Here is a 23,730-nt window from a genome sequence, read left to right on the forward strand (position 1 = left end):
CATGACTGAACGGCTTGCGGGAAAGACGGCCCTTGTGACGGGCGCCGCACAAGGCATCGGCAAGGCGATCGCGACGCGGCTGGCAGCCGATGGCGCGACCGTCATCGTCAGCGATGTCAACGCCGAGGGCGCCAAGGCTGCCGCCGCCGCGATCGGTGGAAAGGCGAAGGCGATCGCCGCCGACATCTCAGATCCGGCATCGGTGAAGGCGCTGTTTGCCGAAATCCAGGCGCTGTCCGGCGGCATCGACATCCTGGTCAACAACGCCAGCATCGTGCCTTTCATCGCCTGGGACGATGTCGACCTCGACCACTGGCGCAAGATCATCGACGTCAACCTGACCGGCACCTTCATCGTCAGCCGCGCGGCGACCGACCAGATGCGGGCGGCAGACAAGGCCGGGCGCGTGATCAGCATCGCCTCCAACACCTTCTTCGCTGGCACGCCCAATATGGCGGCCTATGTCGCGGCCAAGGGCGGTGTCATCGGCTTCACCAGGGCGCTGGCGACGGAGCTCGGCAAATACAACATCACGGCCAATGCGGTGACGCCGGGCCTGATCGAAAGCGACGGCGTCAAGGCGAGCCCGCACAATGAGGCGTTCGGTTTCGTCGAGATGCTGCAGGCCATGAAGGGCAAGGGCCAGCCGGAGCATATCGCCGACGTCGTGTCCTTCCTCGCCTCGGACGACGCACGCTGGATCACCGGCCAGACGATCAACGTCGACGCCGGCATGGTTCGGCACTAGAGCGTTTCCGTTTTTTCACCGAAACGCGGAAACGCTCTAAGTTTTTGTTTTCGCCGCATTTTTGTGACGCCAAGTGATCCCACTTGGCTACAAAATGCTCCAGCAACGTCGCGCACGGCTGACCGAGCGCTATAGCGCTCAGCCTCTGCGGGGCCGCGGTCGAGCATGGCAGCGAAAATTGAAAAGGTGAGCGCTCAGCGCTCACCTTTTGCAGTTGCTAGTCCCTCAGCAGGTCGAACATGAGCTTGAAAAAGCGGTCGGCGTCGACTTCGTAGGCAATGCGTGCGTTGTCCTTCTCGCCACGCTCACTCCAGAAGTCGGCGACCGTCGCTCCAAATGTGTGGCTACCCTGAAGATCCACCGCAATGTGGGCAGGGCGCGTCTTGACCAGGGTCGGGTCGATCGCCAGCGCCAGCGCCAGCGGATCATGCATGGCGCCGCCGACGCCCATCGAGTTGCGATGCAGCTTCTCGTAGAACAGCAGCCAGTCGTTGACGAGTTTTCCGAGCGGCGTATCGATCTTGGCGAGCTCGGCATATTGCGGCTCTTCGATCAGCACCTGCATGGTGACGTCAAGGCCGACCATGGTGATCGGGACACCGGAATCAAGCACGATCTTCAGCGCCTCCGGATCGCAGAAGGCGTTGAATTCCGTCGGCGTTATGATCTCGCTCTTGCGATAGAACACGCCGCCCATCCAGATCAGTTCCTTGATCTTGGGCAATACATGGGGATGCTTGAGGATCATCAGGCCGATGTTGCAGAGAGGGCCTGTCGCCACGACAAGCAACGGTTCTGGCGAAGCCATCAGCTTGTCGGCCAGAAAGTCGACCGCATGCTGGTCGACCGGCTTGATGGTCGCCTGCGGCAGGTAGGGCGAGCCTTCGAGGCCGCTCGGGCCATCTGCGGTTCCGAGTACCAGGGGACGCGCCAGCGGGCGATGGCAGCCAGCGGCGACGGGTATGTCGCCGGCGCCGATATATTCCAGGATGCGCAGGGCGTTGGTCGTCGTCTTCTCCAGTTCGGCATTGCCGCAGGTGGTGGTGACGCCGAGCATTTCGATGGCCGGCGAGCGATGCGCCATGACCAGCGCGATGGCGTCGTCGTGACCGGGATCGCAGTCGAAAAGAATGGGGGTGGGCTTCATCATTGCACTCATCAGGCCGCCCGCTCGTAGCGCGCGATGGTTTTTTTGAACATTTCAAGGAAGCGGCGTCCGTCGAGATCGGTGCCGATGCGTGTGGTCTTCGGACCGCCACCGGGCAGGATCTGGAAGCCGCGATAGGCGACCGTCTGGCCACGCGAGACATGACCGTCGATCAGCACGTCGACGAACAGCGGGTCGGTGAGCGTGGCGAGGCCCGGATCGAACGCCAGTGCCACGGTAATGACGTCGTCGAGCGGGAAACCGACAAGCCCGAAGAACTCCCGCCAGATATCGATGTAGATCGGGAAGACGTCGGCGATCATCTCGAGGACAGGATTGTCCTTTGCGGTTGCCTGCATGTCGGCGATGTCGTCGCGCGTCAGCATGGAGGTGGCGACGCGGTTGTCCTCGCAAATGTCGAGCGGCACCAGGATCTTGTCGACCTCGGCGTTGAGCACGATGCGCGATGCCTCGGGGTCGGCCCAGATATTGTATTCGGTCACCGGCGTGATGTTGCCGGGCGTGGTGAAGGTACCACCGAGCACCAGCAGGCGCTTGAGCGCCTGCGCAAGCCGCGGCTCCTGGAGCAGCGCCATGGCGGCATTGGTGAGCGGCCCCGTGGTGACGAGAGTGATCTCGCCAGGGTTTGCCATGACGGTCTTGATGATGAAGTCGACGGCGTGGCCCGGCGTTGCTGCGCGCTTCGGCTTGGGCGCCGGCGGATTGAACTTCTTCAACCGATCGCCGAAGCGTGCCGTCAGCGTCTTTTCGAAATGCACCGGCGCTTCCATGGCGGCCTTGGAATGGCCGACGATTGGCCGCCAGGCGCCTGCATGAACCGGAATGTCGTCACGACCTGCGAGCGAGAGCGTGTTGAGCACCACATCGGTGACTTGCTCGATCGGACCGGCAGCACCTGTGACGGTCGTTACCGCTTCGAGCTTCACGTTCGGATTTGCGGCGGCGAAGAGCACCGCGAGAATATCGTCGCCGGCAGAATCGACGTCGAGGATTATGCGTTCCATTGGCTTGGTGGGATCCTTCAGCGCGGGTGGTTGCTGCCGGTTTCGGCCGGCTTGGTCTCGACGGAGAGCATCTTTTTCATGCTCTCCAAGGTTTCACGGATGATCCTGGGTCGGCTGCGATAGGACAGCGCAAACAGCGCCACCAGCGCGACCAGATAGGGCACCGCCAGGATGAGGTAGGACGGGAAGCCGAAGGTCTGCAGACGCAATGAAAACGCGTCGGCAAAGCCGAACAACAAGCAACCCGCCAGCACCTTGAGCGGATCGCCAGCCGAGAAGATCAGGATGGCGACGGCCATGAAGCCACGGCCGGACGACATGTTCTCGGTGAACATGGTGATGTAGCCGAGCGACAGATGCGCGCCGGCAAGGCCGGCGAGCAGGCCGCACAACAGCGAAGCCGTATAGCGAACACGGGTGATCGAGATGCCGAGTGCCTCGGCAGCCTCCGGCTTTTCGCCGACGACGCGAATATAGAGGCCGAGCCTGGTGCGCTTGTAGAACAGCACCAGAAGCGGAACGGCGATGAAGGCGACATAGACCATGGGCGTGTAGCCCGAGATGAGCGGCGCCCAGGAACCAAGCAGGTCACGGGCGCCAGGGATCTGAACCTTTGGGAGCCCCACGATCTTTTGGCCGACGATCGAACCGCGGGTGCCGAAGATCGCCTTCATCAGCGAGATCGTCATGCCGCCGGCGAGGATGTTGAGCGCCAGGCCGACCACCACCTCATTGGCACGGAAGGAGACCACCAGCACCGCGAAGGCGAGGGCGAAGACGAGTGCGGCGGCGATCCCGCAGGCAACGCCGATCAGCGCCGACCCGGACCAGATCGACCCGAGCACGGCAAAGAAGGCGCCCACCAGCATCTGGCCTTCGAGGCCGATGTTGAAAATGCCGGCCTTGGTTGTGAAGGAGCCACCCAATGCGACGAGCAGGATCGGCGCGGTCGTGCGCAGCGTCGCTACCAGCAGGGCGACGTTGAGGAGCTTGTCTAGAACTTCCATCGACGCTCTCCTGCGGTGCTGTCGCCGCGGCGCTTCATCAGGACCTGCGCCGAAACGCTGAGGATGATCAACGCCTGGATCACGGTGATGATCTCGCGCGATGCGCTGGTGTCGGTCTCGAGCAACAGCGAGCCGTTGCGCAGCGCGCCGAAAAACAGTGCCGTGAAGATGGTGACGATCGGAGAACCGTTGGCGAGCAGGGCCGCGATCAGCCCGTCGAAGCCGAAGCCGGGTGCGAAACCTTCCATGAAGCGGTGATGGACGCCGAGTGTCTCCACGCCGCCGGCGAGGCCGCCAACGGCCCCTGAAGCGAGCAGCACGAGGAAGCCCTGGCGCTTGACGTCGATGCCGCCATATTCGGCGAATTTCGGCGCCGAGCCGACCATCGAGATGGAGTAGCCCTTGGCCGTCTGACGGAAGAACCAGGCGACGAAGAGCGCCAGCGCGAGACCAATGACCAGCCCCCAGTTGAGGCGGGAGAAGGAAAACAGCTCCGGCAGGTATGCCGTCGGCAGGATTGGCGGTGTCTCGGACCAGCCTCCCGGCCGTTTGAACAGGAAGATCGTGAAGTAGGAGGTGAGCAGCACCGCGACATAGTTCGACAGGATCGTCGAAACCACCTCGTTGGTGTTGTAACGGGCGCGGAAATAGGCCGGGATGGCTACCCAGGCGGCACCGGCAAGCACGGCAGCCACCATGCCGACCACGACATGCAGGCCGGCCGGCAGCGGCAAGGCAAAGCCGACCCAGGCGGCGGCGAAGCCGCCGAGGAAGAGCTGACCCTCGATGCCGACATTGAACATGCCGCCGCGCAGGCCGATGCAGGCAGCGATGCCGCAGATAAGGATCGGCGTCGTCTGCAGCAGCGTACCTGCGATCTTGGACTGGTCACCGAACGCGCCCCTGACCAGTGTCATGAAGACATTGATGGGGCTTTCGTCGATCAGCACGATGATCAGGGCACCCAGGGCAAGGGCGATCGCGAGGGCGATGATCTGCCCATAGAATGCACGCAACCTGTCACTCATGCCGCCACCTCGCTTGCTGCAGAGTTGGCGTTCAAGCCTGCCATCATCATGCCGATCCTTTCGCTGTCGGCGCTATCGCCCTCGACCTCGCCCATGATCCGGCCGTTGAACATCACCAGGATGCGATCGGCCAGGGTGAGCAGCTCGTCGAGTTGCACCGAAATGACGAGCACGGCGCGGCCGGCGGCACGCTGGCGCATGATCTCGTCATGGATGGATTCCTGCGCGCCGATGTCGACTCCGCGCGTCGGTTGATCGATGAGAAGGAAGTCTGCGTCATTGGTGAATTCGCGGGCGAGCACCACTTTCTGGATATTTCCGCCCGACAGCCGCTTGACCGTATCCTCGGGACCACGCGCCCGGATATCGAAGCGCTTGATCATCTCGACGGCCTGTTTCGCAACCCCCTTCCAGTCGAGGACACCGTTGCGGCTCCATGGAGCTTTGAACTGGCGGCCCATCAAAAGGTTCGACGAGATCGAAGCGCTGCCGTCGACCCCGCGCACCATGCGGTCGCCCGGAACGTGAGCGAGACCGGCCTGGCGAATGGCAGCCGGCGTCAATGCCGTCAGATCGCGCCCTTTCAGCATGGCTGATCCATGACTTGCCGGCCGTAAGCCGGCGAGCACTTCTGCGAGCTCCGTCTGGCCATTGCCGGCAACGCCAGCGATGCCGACGATCTCGCCGGCCCGTACTGTAAAACTTGCGTCACGCAGCGCCGGCAAACGGCGCTCGTCGCGTGCCCACAGGTTGTTGACGTCGAGCACGACCTCGCGGGAGGTCTTGGTGCGCTGGCGTCGGTCGAAGGAGACGTCGCGCCCGACCATCATCCGCACCAGGTCGTCCTTGCTAAGTTCGGCTGTCGGACGCGTGGCCACGTGCTTGCCGTGACGCAGGACCGTGACCGTATCGGAGACCTCCATCACCTCTTCGAGGTGGTGCGAGATGAAGATGACGGTCATGCCGTCGGCGACGAAACCGCGCAGCGTCTGAAACAGCTCGCGGCTCTCCTGTGGGGTAAGGACGGCCGTAGGTTCGTCGAGGATGATCGTGCGTGCACCGCGCGCCAGGACCTTCAGGATTTCGATGCGCTGTTCGATGCCGACCGACAGCAGCGACACCCGCTCCTGCGGTTCGACCTTGAGCCCGAAGCGCTCGGACAGCTCGCGTGTCTTCTCGACCTGGGCTGCGTGGTCGATCAGGCCGTTGCGGCGGATCTCCATGCCAAGGAAGACGTTGTCGGCGACCGACAGCGAGGGCACCAGCTTGAAATGCTGATGGACCATGCCGAGGCCGGCATCGATAGCGGTGGCGGGATCGGTGACGACGGTCTCCTTGCCGTTGAGCACGATCCTGCCTTCGTCGGGTTGCAGCAGTCCGAACAGGATGTTCATCAGCGTCGTCTTGCCAGCGCCGTTTTCACCGATGATGGCATGGATCTCGCCGCGCTTGACGCGGAGATTGACAGCTTCATTGGCGACGAAAGCACCGAAGCGCTTGGTGACGTCGATCAATTCAACGGCGTTTTCGGCCGATGATGTCGTTTCTTGTGTTTTGGCTGGCGACGTGTCCGACACGAGAGCCTCGCAAGTTGCGCCGATCAGCCCCAGGATGGGGCTGATCGATTTCTACCTGATTTTCGGGAAAAGATCGCTCCGGAGACCGGCAATCCGGGCTCCGGAAACAGGGCGCATTTATTTGTGGCGCTCGACCTTGATCGAACCGTCGGCGATGCCCTTCTTGATCTCGTCGAGCTTGGCGGTCACGTCGGCTGGGATCGACGGTGCGATATCGTCGCAGATCTTCACCTCGACGCCACCGGAAGCGAGATCGAACGTACGGGTGCCTGCCGTGACCTTGCGGCCTTCGACCTCATCCTTGATCAGGCTGTAGACGGCGATATCGCCGCGCTTGAGCATGGAGGCAAGGACATTGCCCGGCGCCGAGGCGCACATGTCGACGTCAACGCCGATGGAATATTTGTCGACGGCAGCACTTGCCTGCATCACACCTTCGCCTGTCGGGCCGGCGACGTTGTAGACGATGTCGGTGCCTTGCCCGTAGAGCGCCTGCGCCAGTTCGCTGCCCTTGGCCGGGTCGTCGAATGTGCCGGCGAAGACGGAGTTCACCTTCACGTCGGGCGCGGCATATTTCGAGCCCTGCTCATAGCCGCCGAGGAAGTTGCGGATGACCGGGATGTCGCGGCCGCCGACAAAGCCGATGGACTTGCCATCGCCAATCTTGTCGAAGGCGCTGCCCTTGTTCTCGATCATGCCTGCAAGCGCGCCTGCGATGAAGGAACCCTGTTCCTCGGCGAAGTTGGCATAGATCATCTTGTCGCTGTCGAGCACGCCGTCGATGAAGACAAAGCGCTGGTCCGGATAGGCGGCACTGGCCTTCTGAAGCGCGTCGACCAGCTCCCAGCCCATCACGAAGATCAGATCGTACTGGCCGCCCTTTGCCAGATTGGCGAACTGCTCCTCATAGTCGAGCGCGCGGTTGCCGGTGTCGACGAGTTTGAGGTCGACACCGAACTCGTCCTTGGCCTTGTTGAGACCGTTGACGATCGAAACGCCGAAGCCTTGCGCGAAATATCCGGAGATCGCCGCGACGGACACTTTGCCGTTGGCGGCGGCGGCCGAGCCGAGCGAGGTCGCCAGGGCCACACCGGCGATCAGGCACTTTTGGAATACGCTTTTCATCTCACTCCCCATTAAAGCTCCCGCCTTCAAAGATTCGGGTTCGGTTTTCGATATCCAAAACTTGTTGGTGGTCATATGACTTTATGGGCGGTCAGACGAACTGTCAATCAGCGAGAATGCGCTCGAAATCGTTGCCATGCTTCGGAGACGGGGTGCTTTCTGTCACGTGGGTTGACAAAGATCGCGGAACAATAATTGTTGATACTCTAACAAGTTTCAGCCGGGAGATCGGGACAGCGATGCCAGATGTGGTCGTCAGGAAAATGGTCGTACAGGTCGAGGAGATATTTCACGAGGGAGGGCCGGCGCGTCGCGATCCGGTAAAGCGGGGCGTTGTGCTTGCGGTGATCGCGAATCCTTATGCGGGCCGCTATGTCGAGGACATCCAGCCTTTCATGGAAGATCTGAAGCCCCTGGGGCTGGAGATGGCGCGGAAGCTTGTCGACGCACTCGGTGGCGATGCCTCGGCAGTGGAAGGCTATGGCAAGGGTGCCGTCGTTGGCGGTGGCGGCGAACTCGAGCATGGTGCGCTCTGGCACAACCCCGGCGGCTACGCGATGCGCGAATTGCTTGGCGGAGCGAAGGCGATTGTTCCCTCCAGCAAAAAGGTTGGTGGGCCCGGTGCTCGCATCGACATCCCGATCACCCACATCAACGCATCCTATGTGCGCAGCCATTTCGACGCCATCGAGGCTGGCATCAGCGACGCTCCGCGAAACAATGAGATGGTTCTGGTGCTCGCCATGACCACCGGAGCCCGCGTGCACGCGCGCGCCGGCGGCCTGCAGGCACAAGATATCAAGGGCGAGGACGGCCTGCGATGAGCGCCCGAATCCGCCGGATCATCACGGTTGTGGAGGAGGTCCGCACCGAGGGCGCCAGACCGGTCGATCCTCCGACAAGGCGCGCTGCCGCCATCGCCGTCATCCACAATCCTTACGCCGGTCGGTATGTCGACGATCTCTCCGAATTGATCGCCGTTGGTGAGGCGCTGGGAGACATTTTGCCGCGCCGGGCAGTGGCCGCGTTGGGCATTGCCGGCGATGAGATCGAAAGTTTTGGCAAGGCCGCAGCCGTTGGGGCAGAGGGCGAGCTGGAACATGCGGCGGCGATCCTGCATCCGAAGCTCGGCGCGCCCTTTCGGCAAGTACTTGGCAAGGGCGCCGCCCTCATTCCGTCATCCAAGAAGCGCGGCGGCATGGGCATGCCGCTCGACATCCCGCTGGGTCACAAGGACGCGGCCAAGGTGCGCAGCCATTTCGACGGCATGGAAGTGCGGGTGCCGGATGCGCCACGAGACGATGAAATCGTCGTGGCCATTGCCGTTACCGATTCCGGCCGACCTTTGCCGCGCGTCGGCGGACTGGCCAAAGACAAGATCGTCGGCAAAGACGGCGTGAACTGATACGAACTAAAAAGGCGGCCTGCGAGCCGCCTTTCTTCTTTTTTGGAACGCGATTTACGCGATCACCTCCGGTACTCGCATCGCAGGCGGCGTGTTGCGGCTGCGCGCCGTACGCACCTCGCCATCGATCATGATCATCCCGATGCCGGGCAGATTGCCGAGCGCCAGGCTTTCCAGGAACCCGTCGCCGATGCCGCCAGCGGCCTGATCCATGAAGACGAGATCGGCGGCTCGACCGATCTCTATCAGGCCACGGTCACGAAGATTGCGCACCCGCGCCGTGTTGCCGGTCGCGAAGCAGAACGCCGTTTCGGTCGGCACATCGCCCAGCGAAGCAAGATGGCAGATGGTGCGCAGGATGCCGAGCGGCTGTACCCCCGAACCGGCCGGTCCGTCGGTGCCGAGGACGACACGGCCAAGCTCATCGCGTTTCCTGGCGATGTCGAGGACGAACAGGCCGGTACGCAAATTGCCGTTGTGCACGATTTCCAGGGCGCGCGGGCTCTCCTCGCAGATGCGACGGATCTCGTCGTCCGGCAATGCGGTCGGCCCCCCGTTGACGTGAGCGATCACGTCGGCATCCACTTCAATGACGACGTCGGCGCCGATACGGCCGGAACCGGGGATGGAGGGGCCGCCGGTGTGGGTCATCGAGGTCATGCCGTATTTGCGTGCCCAGGCAATCATCTGGCGGCCGGTGGGGCCATCCTTCACGCCGCCGAGCCCGACCTCGCCGATCAATGTCACGCCGGCGTCGGCCAGCTCCCTGAAATCAGCTTCCGTCATGCCCGGCTCGAGCACGGGCGCGCCGGCGATGATCTTCATGCCGCCTGGCCTGAAATTCGCAAATGCGCGCTGCGAGGCGATACCCAGTGCCTTCACGCCCACGATGTCCTTCGGCCGGCCGGGATAGTGGGCCTCGCCGGCGGATATGATCGTGGTGACGCCGCCATGCAGGGTCGAATCGATCCATCCGATCTGGTTCTGGCGCGGGGTCCAGTCGCCCGCCGCCGGATGGACGTGATTGTCGATCAGGCCGGGCGTGACGACGCAGCCATTCGCGTCGATGACGGTCGCATTGACGCCGGCACCAAGTTCCTCGGCCGTCCCGATGCCGGCTATCAATCCGTCTTCGACAAGAATTGCGTTTGCGCTCAGCACCGGTTGCCCGATATCACCACTGAGCATGAGGCCGATGTTGCGGATGAGTGTTCTGCCGCTTTGAGTGGCGTTGCTTTGCGGGTCATGCGCCATGAAAGGGCCTCCTGTCTGCTTGTTTCTTGTTGCGGGCGCGAGCAGCGGCATCCGCCGTCGGAGCCGGCGGCTCATTGCTGCGGAATTGAATGGTCGGCGTCAGGTCAGAGGATCATTTGCCTTCGGGGCTTTCGTCCTCGCTGATGCGCAGCAGCAGCCTCAGAAGCGTGATCTGTTCGGGAGCCGAAAGGGGGGCGAGCAGGCGCCTCCCGACTTCGACGCTTCGCTCCAGCCGTTCGAGTGTATAGCGGGTCCCTTCATCGGTGAGCGTGATGATCGCCAGGCGCTGATCCGTCTTGGAGGGGCTGCGCCTGATCAGCCCCTGCTTGAGCAGCTTGCGAACCACGAGGCTTATCGTTGACGGATCTATTGCCGTCATGCGGCCGAGCTGGTTCTGCGAAACTTCGCCGTGCTTGAGAATGGTGGCCAGGGCAGCGAACTGCGTCGGCGACAGGTCTTCGCCCGCCATGATCTGCTGGAAACAGAGTGTTGCACGCTGGTGCGCCCGACGCACCACATGAGCAGGATGCGCGTCGAGATCATAACCGGTCTCGGCGTAGCGTATAACTGCCTCTTCCCGACTGATCTTGTCGCCTTTGGATGGACTGGATTTTTCGGCGTTGTTGTCGAGGATCGTCACGAACTGCCTTACCTTTTTGCTGGACGCCCGACGCCGGCAATTGCCAGTGTCAGGCCGCGATGGTCGCGTTTTCCACGAAAGCGCCTTCGGTGAGCGCCCGAACGACAGCTTCGGAGTCGCTGACGACTCCGAAGTGAGTCGAAATGTCATAAAGCGTGCTTTCCTGCTCGCGCGGCCCGGTCGCGGCACAGCAGTCGGCCGGCACGACGACCTGATAGCCGTTGAAAAACGCATCATGCACGGTAGAGCGTACGCAGATATTAGTGACGACGCCGAAGACGATCAGCTGGTCGACCAGCATGTCCTTGAGCGTCAGGTCGAGATCCGTCTGGAAGAAGGCCGAGAAACGGCGCTTTATGAGGTGGATCTCATTTGGCCGGGCGCCGAGTTCATCGACGATTTCGACCCCCCAGGTGCCTTCGATACAGTGCGGCGAACGCTTGAGAAATTCGCGATCCCGGCGCAGGCCGGGGCGATGTGCGTCATGCACCCAGATTACCGGCATGCCGATCGCGCGGGCCGTTTCAATAAGACGCAACTGCGGTGCAAACAGGGTTTCGCTGCCGGGCAGCACCATGGCCCCGCCCGGTTTACAGAAGTCATTGACCATGTCGACAACAACGACTGCGGCCCGGCCCGGATCGAGCGTCACTCCACCTTCTTGCCGATGCGACGAGAAACTATCCAATGCCATGCCCAATCCTCCCCGGCGCTGCCGATTGTTGGTGGTCATACAAAAAACCGCTACGCTTTCCAAGTCAATCCTTGCGTCTTTAATTCTGGTGCAAGCCGGGATCAGTGCAGCGCAGCCTGATGTTTGCCGGATTTTGAAGCTTTACAGGAGTTGCGCAAAGGGCATTGACAACGCGTTCGGATTGAGGTCTCCGATTGTTTGACCATCAATGATATTTGTGCAGTTCCATGACGCGTTGAGGAGGGCCATCGCATGAAGATCATCGTTACCGGATCCAGCGGGCTCCTTGGCCATCACGTGGCGGCTGCCTTCATTGCGGCCGGCCATGAGGTTCTTGGCATCGATGCGACGGCGCCAAAGACCGATCATGGCTGGGTCCATGTCGGCGCCGATCTGACCGATCTCGGCATCGCGCTGCAACTGATCCGGGAATGCGATGCCGTCGCGCATATCGCCGCCATTCCGCGTCCGACGGGAAAGGCGCCTTCCGAAGTTTTCGCAACCAACATGGCCTTGGCCTATAACGTCACTGAGGCGGCGGCGTTGAACGGGGCGAAGCGCTTCATCTACGCTTCCTCCTTCAGTGTCCTGGGATATCCGTTCGCCGATATCCTTCCGGCCCCGGCCTATCTTCCGATCGACGAAAACCATCCGATCGGGGCGCAGGATGCCTATGGCCTGTCGAAATGGCTGGGCGAGGAGATTGTCGAGGCGGCTGTGCGACGTGGTGCGTTTTCAGCGGTCAGCCTGCGCATGCCGTGGATCCAGACGCCGCAGGCTTTCTACGAAACCGTCGTGCCGCGCCGTCGCCTCCAGGAGTCTGCGAGGGATTTGTGGAGTTATCTCGACGCGCGTGACGCCGCCGATGCCTTTGTGAAGGCTTTGGGCTGGAAGGGAGACGGGCATTTGCGCACGTTCCTGAGCGCCGCCGACACATATTCGGAAGAGCCGACCGAAACACTTGTCGCCAGGGCATTCCCCACCACGCCGGTTTCACCGGCTCTGCCGGGCTTCACCTCCGTCATCGACAACGGGCATGCCCGCACCACACTGGGGTTCACGCCACGCCATTCCTGGCGCGACTACGAGAATTGAAGGAGATCACGATGCAGCGGTTCGAAGGCAAGGTCGCGTTGGTGACAGGCGGGGGTGGCGCGATCGGCAGCGCAACGGCGCTGCGTTTCGCAAAGGAAGGCGCCCGCGTGGCGATCGTCGACATCGATGAACAGCGGGCACAGGCGATAGCGACTACCATTGGAGACAAGGCGATCGCGATCGCCGCCGACGTTTCGGACGAGACTGCAGCCGGTGAAGCGGTTGCGAAAACCGCGAAGGTTTTTGGCCGTCTCGACGTCGTGTTCAACAATGCCGGTATCTCTGGCAAGGTCGCTCCCGTCCACGAACTGCCGATCGAGGATTGGGATGCCATCGTGCGCATCAATCTGCGCAGCATGTTCATCGTGCTTCAGGCTTCGCTCCGCGCGATGATTTCGGCAGGTATCGAAGGCGCGATCGTCAACATGGGGTCTTCCATGGCGGGTTGGGACGTTCTTTCCGGAGGCGCTGGCTATGCATCAACCAAACATGGCGTGGTCGGTCTGACGCGCGTCGCAGCCCTCGACGCCGCGCCCTATGGCATCCGGGTCAATGCGATCTGCCCCGGGGTCATCGAGACGACGCTGGGCGTGCCCGCAGCCGATCGGGCCGGTTATCTTTCGGGCATCCAGCGTTTCGCCGACCGCATTCCGCTGCGCCGCATCGGACAGCCGGAAGATGTTGCCGCCGCTGTCGCGTTCCTTGCCGCCGACGAGGCGCGCCACATCACCGGAGTGGACTGGCTGATCGATGGTGGCCAGACCCTGCAGAGCTGGGCCAATGCACCGGAAGCGGCCGCGTTCCCGGATCGCCGTCGCAGGTGATGTTGGGGCAAGATCGCCTCAAGCCTGCGACAGCACCTGCGGATGCAGCGTCACCGAGACCGAGAGATTGACCGGCCGGTTGTCGTTGTCATAGGCGATCTGGTCGATGACCAGGGCGGCCGCGGGCGCGTCGACCTGCAGCAGTGCCACCTCTTCACTGGTCAAAAGTCGCGCGCTGACGATCGTCTCCCCGCGCACCGGCACGACCGAATAACGCTCGCGCAGCTCGCCATAGAGCGAGCGGTTGCCGCTCGACCAGTCGAGATCGAGCAGGCCGGGGGCGAGGGCTGGCGACAGCCAGTCTTCCTGCACCGTCACCGGCACATCGTCCAGGAAACGCAGGCGTCTGAGATAAACGACATCGGCGCCGTCCGGCAGGAACAGCGGCCGGGTGATTTCACGGTTGGCCTTGCCGACCCAACCTTCGATCAGGCGACTGCCTGGCTTGCGGTTCGTGGTGATCGCCGTCGATGTGAAGCTCTTCAGGAGATCGAGTTCGAAAGGCTTGGCCTTGCCGCCGGTGACGTAGAAGCCCTTGCCGGGATGGCTGGCGACATAGCCGTCATGCTCGAGGTCCTTCAGCGCCTGGCGCACGGTGATCCGGCTGACGCCGAGCAGTTCGACCAGCTCGCGTTCCGAGGACAGTTTCGAATTGAGCGGCTGCCGTCCGTTCTCGATCAGGTTCAGGATGTGCCGCCGAACCTGCATGTAAAGCGGCGCCGGATCGTTGCGGTCGAGCGGCTGGGTGGGACGAGCGTCCTTCAACGATGATCTCCGGTTGGGCGGATGCCTGTACCGCGAAAACTGGTCGATGGCATCGGAAAATCTTCTGACACGCGGAACTGCATCCAAGCAACAAATGTTCGTTGACATCACTGGTTATATCCAGTTCTAATGACCTTGTCACGGCATTGCATGAGGAACAGATGAAGCTGACTTTGATCGGTGGCGGAGGCGTTCGCGCGCCATTGTTCGTGGGGTCGGCTTTGCGGCGTGCCCAGAAAAGCGGGCTGACGGAAATCTGTCTGCACGACATCAATTCCGACAAGCTGGAAACCTTCGGCGCGCTGAGTTCGGAGCTCGCCGTGCGCATGCAATCACGGGTGCGCATATCGACAGCTTCGGACGCCGAGCGGGCACTCGACGGTGCGTCCTATGTCGTCACCACCGTCCGTCCCGGCGACGAGGAAGGCCGGATCAAGGACGAACGGATCGCGCTCGCCCACGGCGTGCTCGGACAGGAGACGACCGGCCCCGGCGGCTTCGCTATGGCGCTGCGCAGCATTCCCGTCATCCTCGATTATGCCAGGCAATTGCGCAGGGTCAGTCCCAATGCCTGGCTGTTCAACTTCACCAATCCGGCTGGCCTCGTCACGCAGGCGCTGCAGGATGCCGGTTTCGATCGCGTCATCGGCATCTGCGACGGCGCCAACGGCGCGCAGGACGCAATCGCATCCCGCTTCCGGGTGCCGCAGAACGATGTCCGTACCGAGGTCTTTGGCCTGAACCATCTGTCGTTCACGCGGGCGGCCTATGTGAACGGCAAGGAAGTCCTGCAGGATCTGCTCGACGACGACGCCTTCCTGGCCTCGACCTCGCAGCGCATGTTCGCGCCATCGGTCGTGCGCCGGCATCGCCTGTGGATCAACGAATATCTCTATTACTATTATTATGCGGAGAAGGCGGTCGACGCCGTGCAGAACGACAAGCGGACCCGCGGCGAGGAAGTACGCGACCTCAACCGCTCCCTTATGGCCCGGCTGAAGGAGATCGGCGTCACACAGAACGCCGACAAGGCCTTGTCCGCCTATTTCGCCTATGAGCAGCGCCGCAACGCAACCTACATGCACTATGCCCGCGGCGACGCGCCGAGCATGGAGGAAGCCGATCAGACCACCGGCATGCCGGAGGAGACGACCGGCCATGAAGGCGAGGGTTATGCAGGCGTCGCGCTCAATCTCGTCGACGCCTTGCAGACCGGCGTGCCTTGCTACAGTGGACTCAACATCCGAAACGGCGATGCCATCGACGGCCTGCGCGCGGACGACGTCGTGGAGGTCAGCTGCGTCATCGATAAGGAAGGCGTGCGCCCGACCAAGATCGGTGCGATGCCTGAAGCGCAGTCCCAGCTTGTCCAGAACGTCAAGCATTACGAACGGCTGGCGGTTGCGGCCATCCGTGAACGGCGCCGCGATGTCGCGGTGGAGGCGCTGGTGGCGCATCCGCTTGTGCTGTCCTATTCGCGTGCCGAGCCCCTGGTGGATGAATATCTCAAGGCGCATGCCGCCTATGTCGGCGAGTGGCGCTGATGAGTGGACCCGCGCCGGCCAATCGTTATGACGTCATGGTTGTGGGGGAATATTACTACGACCTGATCTTCACCGATCTGCCCACACTGCCAAGCCTGGGAACGGACATCTGGGCGAAGAGCTTCGACGACCTGCCGGGCGCCAGCTACACGACGGCGCTGGCACTGACGCGGCTCGGGTTGAAGGCCGGCTGGTGGTGCGGTTTCGGCACCGACATCTTCAGCCGCATGGTGCTGGACGAGGTACGGCGCGAAGGCATCGACGAAGGACTGTTCCAGAGGCATGACGGTCCCTTGCGCCGGGTCAGCGCCGCTTTCTCCTTTCAGCATGACCGCGGCTTCATCAGCTATGTCGATGAGCATGATAGCGATCCGACGGTTGAGGACGTTGAAGCAGTGCAGCCGCTTGTGCTGATGCTGCAAGGTTTTGCCAGGAGCCCCGAACGGCTTGCCCTCATCAACGGCGCGCGCCGGGCCGGCGTGCTCGTCTGCGGCGAATGCCAGCACCTCGATTTCGGCATCGAAGCCGAAGGTGTTGTCGATGTCCTGCAGGCGCTGGACATGTTCGTGCCCAACGAGACGGAAGCAGTCCAGTTTACGGGAACAGCGGATGCCGAGGCCGCACTTGAAATCCTGGCGCGCTACGTTCGCACCGTGGTGATCAAGTGTGGTGCGAACGGCGCCATCGCAATCCATGACGGGCGCCGCCACGCGGTGCCCGCTCCGAAGGTCGAGGTCGTCGACACCACCGGGGCCGGCGATTCTTTCAATGCCGGCCTGATCTATGGCGTGCTGCGTGGCGCGCCGTTCGAGGAGGCGCTCCGCTACGCCGTTGTCTGCGGTTCGCTGTCCACCACCGACTATGGCGGTCGCGCCTTGCCGCGCGAAGCCGATCTGCTCGCGCATGTCTCTCAAGACGGGAAGGAGAAACACGCGCGATAGCCATTTCACCGACATCATCCGAAGCAACAGAGGGAACAAAGACAATGATGATGAGATCCATCGCGCTCGGCGCGGCCATGCTTTTTTCCGCAACGGCGGTGCCCGCCTGGGCGGACAGCGTCTCCATGTTCTGCGGTGCCAGCGAATATGAGCTTTGCGCCAAGGCGGCTGCCGGCTTTAAGGAAAAGACCGGCAATGACGTCAAGATCACCAAGATGCCGGCGCTTCTGGATGATGCCATCCCGATCTACCAGCAGCTTCTGGCGGCCCAGTCCACCGATGCCGACGTGCTGTTCATCGATGTGATCTGGATCGGCATGCTCCAGCGCAACATGCTGGACCTCAAGCCGCTGGTTCCGGCCGAGGAAGTGGCGCAGCATTTCCAGTCGACCATCGATGCCGCCACCACACAGGACGGCCGGCTGGTGGCGCTTCCCTGGTACATGGATACCGGGCTGATGTACTACCGCAAGGATCTGCTCGAGAAATACGGCAAACAGCCGCCGAAGACCTGGGATGAGCTGACCGAAACGGCCAAGTTCATCCAGGAGAAGGAACGCGCCGCCGGCAGTCCGGATCTCTGGGGTTTCACCTGGCAGGGCAAGAGCTATGAAGGCCTGACCTGCGACGCCATCGAATGGATCGCTTCCGGCGGTGGCGGCACCATCATCGAGCCGGATGGCAAGGTTTCGATCAACAATCCGGCAGCCGCCAAGGCGCTGACGCGCGCCAAGGACTGGGTCAAGACGATCAGCCCGGAAGGCGTGCTCGGCTATGACGAGGAGACCTCGCGCGCGGTGTTCGAGGCAGGCAATGCGGTCTTCCATCGCAACTGGCCCTATGTCTGGGGAACCTCGCAGGCCGACGGCTCCAAGGTTGCCGGCAAGGTCGGCATGATGGCGCTGCCCGTCGGCGCCGATGGCCAGAAGTCGAGCGGGTGTCTTGGCCCGATGTATCTCGGCATTTCGAAATATACGGCCAAGCCGGAACTTGCGACCGAGCTCCTGCGCTATCTCGTTGGACCCGAGGTTCAGAAGATGCGGGCCATCGAAGGCGCCTACAATCCGACGCAAAAGTCGCTCTACAGCGACAAGGATGTTCTGGCGAAACTGCCGTTCCTCGCCGATGCGCAGGCCGCCTTCGACGGTTCGGTGGCACGCCCGTCAGGTTACACCGGGTCGAGCTACAATCGCGTCTCGCAGGCATTCTATCGCGCCGTCCACGAGATCCTGGCCGACGGCGCCGATGCCGACAAGACGCTGACCGATCTTGCCGGCCGGCTGGAGAAGCTGAAGGAAAGCCGCTAGTTTTCGAGACCGGTTCCGGTGCTGCTTGGCTCTGGAACCGGTCACCTGCCTTCCCAGCTCTTTTTTTGACGCATGACCTTGTCCGAAAGTCTCCAACTTCTTGCTTTGCTGACCTTCGGTTCGGGATCATGCTCTAGCCAGAGGATGCCATGGCATCAGTTGCCCTACGGTCAGTGTCCAAGTCGTTTGGACACGTTCCGGTCATCACCGACGTCAATCTCGAAATCGCCGACGGTGAGCTGGTCGTCTTTGTCGGCCCGTCGGGTTGCGGCAAGTCGACCCTGCTGCGGCTGATCGCCGGGCTGGTGCCGGTCGGTGTCGGCGATGTCGTCATCGACGACGAGGTGGTGACCGATATTCCAGCTTCCAAACGCGGCATCGCCTTCGTCTTCCAGAGCTACGCGCTCTATCCGCACATGACGATCGCACGCAACATCGGCTTCGCGCTGGAGACGCTCGGGCTGTCGCGGCAGGAGATCGACGCCAAGGTGGCCGAAGTCGCGGCGACGTTGAAGATCGACCATCTCCTGTCGCGGCGTCCGCGCGAACTCTCCGGCGGGCAGCGCCAGCGGGTCGCCATCGGCCGGGCGCTGGTGCGCCAGCCCGAAGTGTTCCTTTTCGACGAACCGCTGTCGAACCTCGATTCCGACCTGCGCATGGAAATGCGCATGGAGATCGCCAAGCTGCACGCCAATCTCGCGGCGACGATGATCTATGTCACCCACGACCAGGTCGAGGCGATGACGCTGGCCGACCGCATCGTCGTCTTGAACAAGGGCTGCATCGAGCAGATCGGCACGCCGCAACAGCTTTATCATGCGCCGCAGAACCGCTTTGTCGCCGGTTTCATCGGCAGCCCGCGCATGAATTTCATGTCTGTTTCAGCCAACAGCTCCGGTGCCGAGTGCCGCGTGCAGGGACCGGGAAACCTGTCGCTGGACGTCACGCTTTCGGGGCCCGGTTCGCCAGCGGAGATCGGCATCCGGCCCGAGGCCTTGTCGATTACCACGCAGGGGCAAGGCAAGGTCACCGGCACGCTCGAACGGCTGGAAGACCTCGGTCACGAGCATCTCGCCTATGTGCGCATCGCGCCCGATGTCGCCTGGTCGGTCAGGCTGCCGAATGCGCTGGGCAAGATCTCGACCGGCACATCGGTCGGCCTGGACTGGCGCTTGGAGGATCTCTTCCTCTTCGGCAAGGATGGCCGCCGGCTCGACCATTCGCTGAGCCACGAACGCTCTGCAGCAGCCAATGGAGGACGGGTGTGAAGACGAGGCTCGAACGGCGTGAGCATCTTTCGGGGCTGCTGTTCGTCGCGCCGCTGATCGTCGTCCTCATCCTGGTGGCGGGCTGGCCGCTGGCCCGCACACTCTATTTTTCCCTCACCGATGCCTACCTCGACGACAGCGCCAACCACGTTCTGGTCGGCTTCGATAATTTCGTCGAGGTCGCTGGCGACCCTGTCTGGTGGCGCGCCGTTCGCAACACGGCAATCTTCACCGCGATCTCCGTTGCCATCGAGACCGTTCTCGGACTGGCGATCGCGCTTCTGGTGCATGGAGCCATCCCCGGACGCGGATTGGTGCGCGCGGCTATCCTGGTGCCATGGGCGATGCCGGTGGTCGTTTCCACCAAGATCTGGGAATGGATGCTCAACGACCAGTTCGGCGTGGTCAATCGCGCGATCGTTGGGCTGGGGCTCGCGGATCACGGCGTCGCCTGGGTCGCCAACGGTTCTCTGCTGCTCGGGGTCGTCATCTTCATCGACGTCTGGATGACGACTCCATTCATGGTGCTGCTGATCCTCGCTGGTCTGCAGATCCTGCCCGAGGAGATCTTCGAAGCCGCCGAGGTCGACGGCATTCCGTGGTGGAAACGTTTGTGGTCGATCACCTTGCCGCTGCTTGCGCCGACCATCGGCGTCGCGGTGCTGTTTCGCGTGCTCGATGCGTTGCGCATGTTCGACCTTGCCTACGTGCTGGCCGGTGCCAATGTGAATGCCATGACGATGTCGATCTATGCGCGTGATCGCCTGATCAACAACCAGGAGCTCGGCATCGGTTCGGCTGCCTCGACCATGGTCTTCCTGCTGATTGCCTTTGTGGCGATCTTCATCGTCGGCGCGCTGCGGCTCGATAGGTCGGGAGCGACGGAGCGATGAGCACACGCATCAAACGGCGCTCGGCCGCCTACTATCGAGGCATGCGCCGTGTGCGCCGGGTCGCGCTCGGCTGTGTCACCGCACTCGTGCTGTTCTATGTGCTCTTTCCTTATTATTGGGCGATCGTTTCGTCGACCAAGCAGGGGGCAGAGCTCTACAATTCGGTGCTGCTGCCGGCGCTGGATTTCAGGCATTACAAGGAACTGTTCCGCGATGCCAATTTCGCCACCTCGATCTTCAATTCGCTCTGCGTCGCCATTTCGACGACGGCGCTGTCACTGGGGCTGGGCACGCTTGCGGCCTATGCGCTCGGCCGCCTCAATTTCCCGGAGCGGCGTTCGCTGCTTTTGACCGTGCTGATGATCTCGATCTTCCCGCAGGTGGTGGTGCTGTCGGGCATGTTCGAACTGATCCGCTGGTTCGGCCTCTACAACCGCGTCTGGTCGCTGGTCTTCGCCTACCTCATCTTCACGCTGCCATTCACCACCTGGGTGCTCACCAGCTTCATCCGCGAGTTCCCGCGCGAGCTGGAAGAGGCGGCGATCATGGACGGATGTTCGCACTGGCGCATCCTCACCAGCATTCTTCTGCCGCTGATGGGACCGGCGCTCGTCAGCACAGGCCTGCTGGCTTTCATCCTGGCCTGGAATGAGTTCCTGTTCGCGCTGACCTTCACCTTGACTGAAGGAAGCCGCACGGTGCCTGTGGCGATCGGCCTGTTGGCCGGCAACTCGCGTTATGAATATCCGTTCGGTCCGATCATGGCCGCGTCGGTCACGGTCACCTTGCCTTTGATCGTCCTGGTGCTGTTCTTCCAGCGCAAGATCGTCGCCGGGTTGACCGCCGGCGCCGTCAAGGGCTGAGGGCGCCGGCCCGATTATCCCCTGGTCGGCATCACCTGGACCAGGTGATGCCGTTGCCGATGCCCCGGTTCACTCAGTCCACATCGCATCAGGCACAACCACGAGCTTGCCGACGAAGTCCTTGGCCATGAAATCGGTCTGGGCTTTGTGGAAGTCCGAGAGGCGGTAGACACCACCGACCAGCGGCTTGATCTTCTTCTCCTCGATGTAGCGCACAATGCGGCGGAAGTCCGCACGCGTGCCCTGCGAGGAACCATGCAGCTGAAGCTGTTTCAGATACATGGTTCTGAGATCGAGCTGCACCACCGGCCCAGCGATCGCGCCGGCCGTGGTATAGCGGCCTTCCGGCCGCAGGATGCGCAGCAGGTCGTTGAAAGCGGGTCCGCCGACGAGGTCGGCCACCACGTCGATCGGCTGGCCATCGGTTGCCTCGGCTACCGCCTTGGGTAGATCGGCGACGCCGCGCGTGATGACCTTTTCAGCGCCGATATCGAGCAGCGCCTGCTCCTTGCCCTTGCCGACCACGGCATAGGGGATGGCGCCGCGCGCGCGGGCCAGTTGCACGATGCCCGAGCCGACACCGCCCGAAGCGCCGGTGACCAGCACGCGTTCGCCTGCTTTGAGCCCGGCTCGTTCCAGCATCTGCTCGCCGGTCAGGTAGGCGCAGCAGAAGGTCGCCAGTTCGACGTCGGTGAGTTCGGTGTCCACCATATGCGCGTTTTCGGCCGGCAGCACTTGGTATTCGGCGTAACCGCCATCGCGGCCATGGCCCATATAGTCGATGTCGGCCAATGAATCGTCGTCGCGGTTGTAGATGGAGAAATCCACCATCACCCGTTCGCCGAGCCGCTTGGGTGACACGCCTTCGCCGACGGCAACGATCGCGCCGACCGTGTCGGTGCCTTGAATGCGCGGAAAGGTCAGTGTGTTGCCCTGGCGGCGCCAGGTCGAAACGGCTGCCGCATCTTCTTCCGTGCCGTAGGCGCCTTGGCGCACCCACACGTCGGTGTTGTTCATGCCGCATGCCGTCACCTTGACCAGCACTTCCCCGGCGGCAGGTTTCGGCACCCGCGCATCGGTGCGGTAGACGAGCTTCTCGAGCCCGCCATGGCCGGTCAACAGCACGGCGGCCATGGTGTCGGGCAAAGGTTTAGCAATTGCATTCATGGTCGGGTCTCAGATCTTGGAGAACACTGTCTTCACCGCATCCGCGGTTTTCTCGACGATGGTGTCGGCTTCCTGCCTGGTCAGGCAGAGCGGCGGCGCGAAGCCAAGGATGTCGCCCTGTGGCATTGCACGGGCAATGACGCCGCGCTCCAGCAGGGCCGCTGACACCTGCGGGCCGATCTTTTCGGACGCGTCGAAGAAGACGCGCCCGTCACGATCCTTGACGAATTCCACCGCCGCCAGCATGCCTTCGCCACGCACCTCGCCCACATTCTTGTGGTCGCCGAGCGCCTTGCTCAGCTGCTGGTTGAGATAGGCGCCGGTTTCGCCGGCATTCTTCACCAGCCCCATCTCGTCGATGAGCTCCAGATTGGCGACGCCGGCCGCGGCGCAGATCGGATGGGACGAATAGGTCCAGCCATGGCCGATCGGGCCAAGCTTGTCGGAGCCCTCCACCAGCACCTTCCACATCGTGTCGCGCACGATGACGCCGGAGAGCGGCGCATAGGCCGAGGTCAGTCCCTTGGCGATGGTGATGAGATCGGGTTTCATGCCGTAATGGTCGGAGCCGAACATCGAGCCCAGTCGCCCGAAGCCGGTCACCACCTCGTCGGCCACCAGCAGGATGTCATATTTGGCAAGCACTGCCTGGATCTTCTGCCAGTAGCCGGCGGGCGGCGGCACGATGCCGCCGGTGCCCAGCACAGGCTCGCCGATGAAGGCAGCGATCGTTTCGGGTCCCTGCGCCAGGATCAGCGCTTCGAGCTGGTCGGCGCAATATTGCGAGAACTGCTCCTCGGACTGCGAACGGTCGGCGCGGCGATAATAGTAGGGCGCCTCCGTGTGCAGGATCGGCGCGCGCGGCAGGTCGAAGGCGTTGTGGAAGCCGGCGAGGCCGGTGAGCGAACCGGTCATCACGCCCGAGCCGTGATAGCCGCGCCAGCGCGAGATGATCTTCTTCTTCTCCGGCTTGCCGCGGACATTGTTGTAGTACCAGATCAGCTTGATGTTGGTTTCGTTGGCGTCGGAACCGGACAGGCCGAAATAGACGCGCGACATGCCTTGCGGCGCGCGGTCGATGATCATCTTGGAGAGCCGGATCGAGGTCTCGGTGCCGTGCCCGACATAGGCATGGTAGTAGGCAAGGCTCTTGGCCTGCTCGGCGATCGCGTCGGCGATCTTCTGGCGGCCGTAGCCGACATTGACGCAGTAGAGCCCGGCAAAGGCATCCAGGCTCTTCTTGCCGGTCGTATCCCACACGGTCACGCCTTCGCCACCGGCCATGACGCGGTTCGGCATCTCGCCGCGCGCGTGCATGCCCATATGGGTCGAGGGATGGAAGAAGTGGTCGCGATCCCAGGCGGTGAGTTCGTTGGATTGCTGCAGCATGTTTTTCTCCTTTTCGTCTCAGCC

Annotated in this window: 23 protein-coding genes; 11 read left to right on the forward strand and 12 right to left on the reverse strand. The window is 62.5% G+C overall.

What is annotated here, in order from left to right:
• The first annotated feature begins 1 nt into the window (after position 1).
• A complete protein-coding gene (locus tag AO692_RS28695) occupies positions 2–748 on the forward strand; it encodes an SDR family NAD(P)-dependent oxidoreductase (protein ID WP_054313454.1) in 747 nt (248 codons plus the stop codon).
• 217 nt (positions 749–965) lie between these two features.
• Here the strand turns inward: AO692_RS28695 and AO692_RS28700 are convergent, their stop codons facing one another.
• The 6 genes from AO692_RS28700 to AO692_RS28725 all read right to left on the reverse strand — a co-directional run bounded on the left by AO692_RS28700 (position 966) and on the right by AO692_RS28725 (position 7,657).
• Complete coding sequence (locus tag AO692_RS28700; protein ID WP_152980009.1) at positions 966–1,898, reverse strand: nucleoside hydrolase; 933 nt, start codon at positions 1,896–1,898, stop codon at positions 966–968.
• An 8-nt stretch (positions 1,899–1,906) separates the two neighbouring features.
• A complete protein-coding gene (locus tag AO692_RS28705; protein WP_152980010.1) occupies positions 1,907–2,920 on the reverse strand; it encodes a nucleoside hydrolase in 1,014 nt (337 codons plus the stop codon).
• 17 nt (positions 2,921–2,937) lie between these two features.
• Positions 2,938–3,927, reverse strand: coding sequence for an ABC transporter permease (locus AO692_RS28710; RefSeq protein WP_054313457.1), 990 nt, complete (start codon positions 3,925–3,927; stop codon positions 2,938–2,940).
• A complete protein-coding gene (locus AO692_RS28715) occupies positions 3,915–4,955 on the reverse strand; it encodes an ABC transporter permease (protein ID WP_054313458.1) in 1,041 nt (346 codons plus the stop codon). The genes AO692_RS28710 and AO692_RS28715 overlap by 13 nt, the downstream gene beginning before the upstream one ends.
• Complete coding sequence (locus AO692_RS28720; RefSeq protein WP_054313459.1) at positions 4,952–6,532, reverse strand: ABC transporter ATP-binding protein; 1,581 nt, start codon at positions 6,530–6,532, stop codon at positions 4,952–4,954. The genes AO692_RS28715 and AO692_RS28720 overlap by 4 nt, the downstream gene beginning before the upstream one ends.
• Positions 6,533–6,649: 117 nt before the next feature.
• Complete coding sequence (locus AO692_RS28725; RefSeq protein WP_054313460.1) at positions 6,650–7,657, reverse strand: BMP family ABC transporter substrate-binding protein; 1,008 nt, start codon at positions 7,655–7,657, stop codon at positions 6,650–6,652.
• Positions 7,658–7,896: 239 nt separating this feature from the next.
• Here AO692_RS28725 and AO692_RS28730 point away from each other — a divergent pair, with 239 nt between their 5' ends.
• Together AO692_RS28730 and AO692_RS28735 are read left to right on the forward strand one after the other, a co-directional pair.
• Complete coding sequence (locus tag AO692_RS28730) at positions 7,897–8,481, forward strand: amino acid synthesis family protein (RefSeq protein WP_054313461.1); 585 nt, start codon at positions 7,897–7,899, stop codon at positions 8,479–8,481.
• Positions 8,478–9,062: an amino acid synthesis family protein gene (locus AO692_RS28735; RefSeq protein WP_054313462.1), complete on the forward strand. Its 585-nt coding sequence runs from the start codon at positions 8,478–8,480 to the stop codon at positions 9,060–9,062. The genes AO692_RS28730 and AO692_RS28735 overlap by 4 nt, the downstream gene beginning before the upstream one ends.
• A 54-nt stretch (positions 9,063–9,116) precedes the next feature.
• Here AO692_RS28735 and AO692_RS28740 read toward each other — a convergent pair whose 3' ends face one another.
• From AO692_RS28740 to AO692_RS28750, 3 genes are all read right to left on the reverse strand, one after another.
• Positions 9,117–10,316: an amidohydrolase family protein gene (locus tag AO692_RS28740; RefSeq protein ID WP_054313463.1), complete on the reverse strand. Its 1,200-nt coding sequence runs from the start codon at positions 10,314–10,316 to the stop codon at positions 9,117–9,119.
• Between the two features lie 112 nt (positions 10,317–10,428).
• Positions 10,429–10,956: a MarR family transcriptional regulator gene (locus tag AO692_RS28745; RefSeq protein ID WP_054313464.1), complete on the reverse strand. Its 528-nt coding sequence runs from the start codon at positions 10,954–10,956 to the stop codon at positions 10,429–10,431.
• 49 nt (positions 10,957–11,005) lie between these two features.
• Positions 11,006–11,650: an isochorismatase family cysteine hydrolase gene (locus AO692_RS28750; protein WP_054313583.1), complete on the reverse strand. Its 645-nt coding sequence runs from the start codon at positions 11,648–11,650 to the stop codon at positions 11,006–11,008.
• 252 nt (positions 11,651–11,902) lie between these two features.
• Between AO692_RS28750 and AO692_RS28755 the strand changes: the two genes are divergently transcribed.
• Complete coding sequence (locus tag AO692_RS28755; RefSeq protein ID WP_054313465.1) at positions 11,903–12,745, forward strand: NAD(P)-dependent oxidoreductase; 843 nt, start codon at positions 11,903–11,905, stop codon at positions 12,743–12,745.
• Between the two features lie 11 nt (positions 12,746–12,756).
• A complete protein-coding gene (locus AO692_RS28760) occupies positions 12,757–13,569 on the forward strand; it encodes an SDR family NAD(P)-dependent oxidoreductase (RefSeq protein ID WP_054313466.1) in 813 nt (270 codons plus the stop codon).
• An 18-nt stretch (positions 13,570–13,587) separates the two neighbouring features.
• On the opposite strand, the gene AO692_RS28765 is transcribed toward AO692_RS28760, so the two are convergent.
• Complete coding sequence (locus AO692_RS28765; RefSeq protein WP_054313467.1) at positions 13,588–14,334, reverse strand: GntR family transcriptional regulator; 747 nt, start codon at positions 14,332–14,334, stop codon at positions 13,588–13,590.
• A gap of 161 nt (positions 14,335–14,495) precedes the next feature.
• Here AO692_RS28765 and AO692_RS28770 point away from each other — a divergent pair, with 161 nt between their 5' ends.
• From AO692_RS28770 to AO692_RS28795, 6 genes are all read left to right on the forward strand, one after another.
• Positions 14,496–15,878: a glycosyl hydrolase gene (locus AO692_RS28770; RefSeq protein ID WP_054313468.1), complete on the forward strand. Its 1,383-nt coding sequence runs from the start codon at positions 14,496–14,498 to the stop codon at positions 15,876–15,878.
• Complete coding sequence (locus AO692_RS28775; protein ID WP_054313584.1) at positions 15,878–16,819, forward strand: carbohydrate kinase family protein; 942 nt, start codon at positions 15,878–15,880, stop codon at positions 16,817–16,819. The genes AO692_RS28770 and AO692_RS28775 overlap by 1 nt, the downstream gene beginning before the upstream one ends.
• 44 nt (positions 16,820–16,863) lie before the next feature.
• A complete protein-coding gene (locus AO692_RS28780; protein ID WP_054313469.1) occupies positions 16,864–18,126 on the forward strand; it encodes an ABC transporter substrate-binding protein in 1,263 nt (420 codons plus the stop codon).
• A 149-nt stretch (positions 18,127–18,275) separates the two neighbouring features.
• Positions 18,276–19,394 (forward strand): ABC transporter ATP-binding protein, encoded by a 1,119-nt coding sequence (locus AO692_RS28785; protein ID WP_054313470.1) that lies wholly within the window; start codon positions 18,276–18,278, stop codon positions 19,392–19,394.
• Positions 19,391–20,287: a sugar ABC transporter permease gene (locus tag AO692_RS28790; protein ID WP_054313471.1), complete on the forward strand. Its 897-nt coding sequence runs from the start codon at positions 19,391–19,393 to the stop codon at positions 20,285–20,287. Before AO692_RS28785 ends, AO692_RS28790 begins: the two co-directional genes overlap by 4 nt.
• A complete protein-coding gene (locus AO692_RS28795) occupies positions 20,284–21,150 on the forward strand; it encodes a carbohydrate ABC transporter permease (protein WP_054313472.1) in 867 nt (288 codons plus the stop codon). The genes AO692_RS28790 and AO692_RS28795 overlap by 4 nt, the downstream gene beginning before the upstream one ends.
• Positions 21,151–21,219: 69 nt before the next feature.
• Here AO692_RS28795 and AO692_RS28800 read toward each other — a convergent pair whose 3' ends face one another.
• Positions 21,220–22,317: an alcohol dehydrogenase family protein gene (locus tag AO692_RS28800; RefSeq protein ID WP_054313473.1), complete on the reverse strand. Its 1,098-nt coding sequence runs from the start codon at positions 22,315–22,317 to the stop codon at positions 21,220–21,222.
• Positions 22,318–22,326: 9 nt separating this feature from the next.
• On the reverse strand, positions 22,327–23,706 hold the full coding sequence (locus AO692_RS28805; protein WP_054313474.1) for an aspartate aminotransferase family protein: 1,380 nt from the start codon (positions 23,704–23,706) through the stop codon (positions 22,327–22,329).
• Between the last annotated feature and the right edge of the window lie 24 nt (positions 23,707–23,730).

The sequence above is a fragment of the Mesorhizobium sp. 1M-11 genome, assembly GCF_001303895.1.
GTDB lineage: Bacteria > Pseudomonadota > Alphaproteobacteria > Rhizobiales > Rhizobiaceae > Mesorhizobium.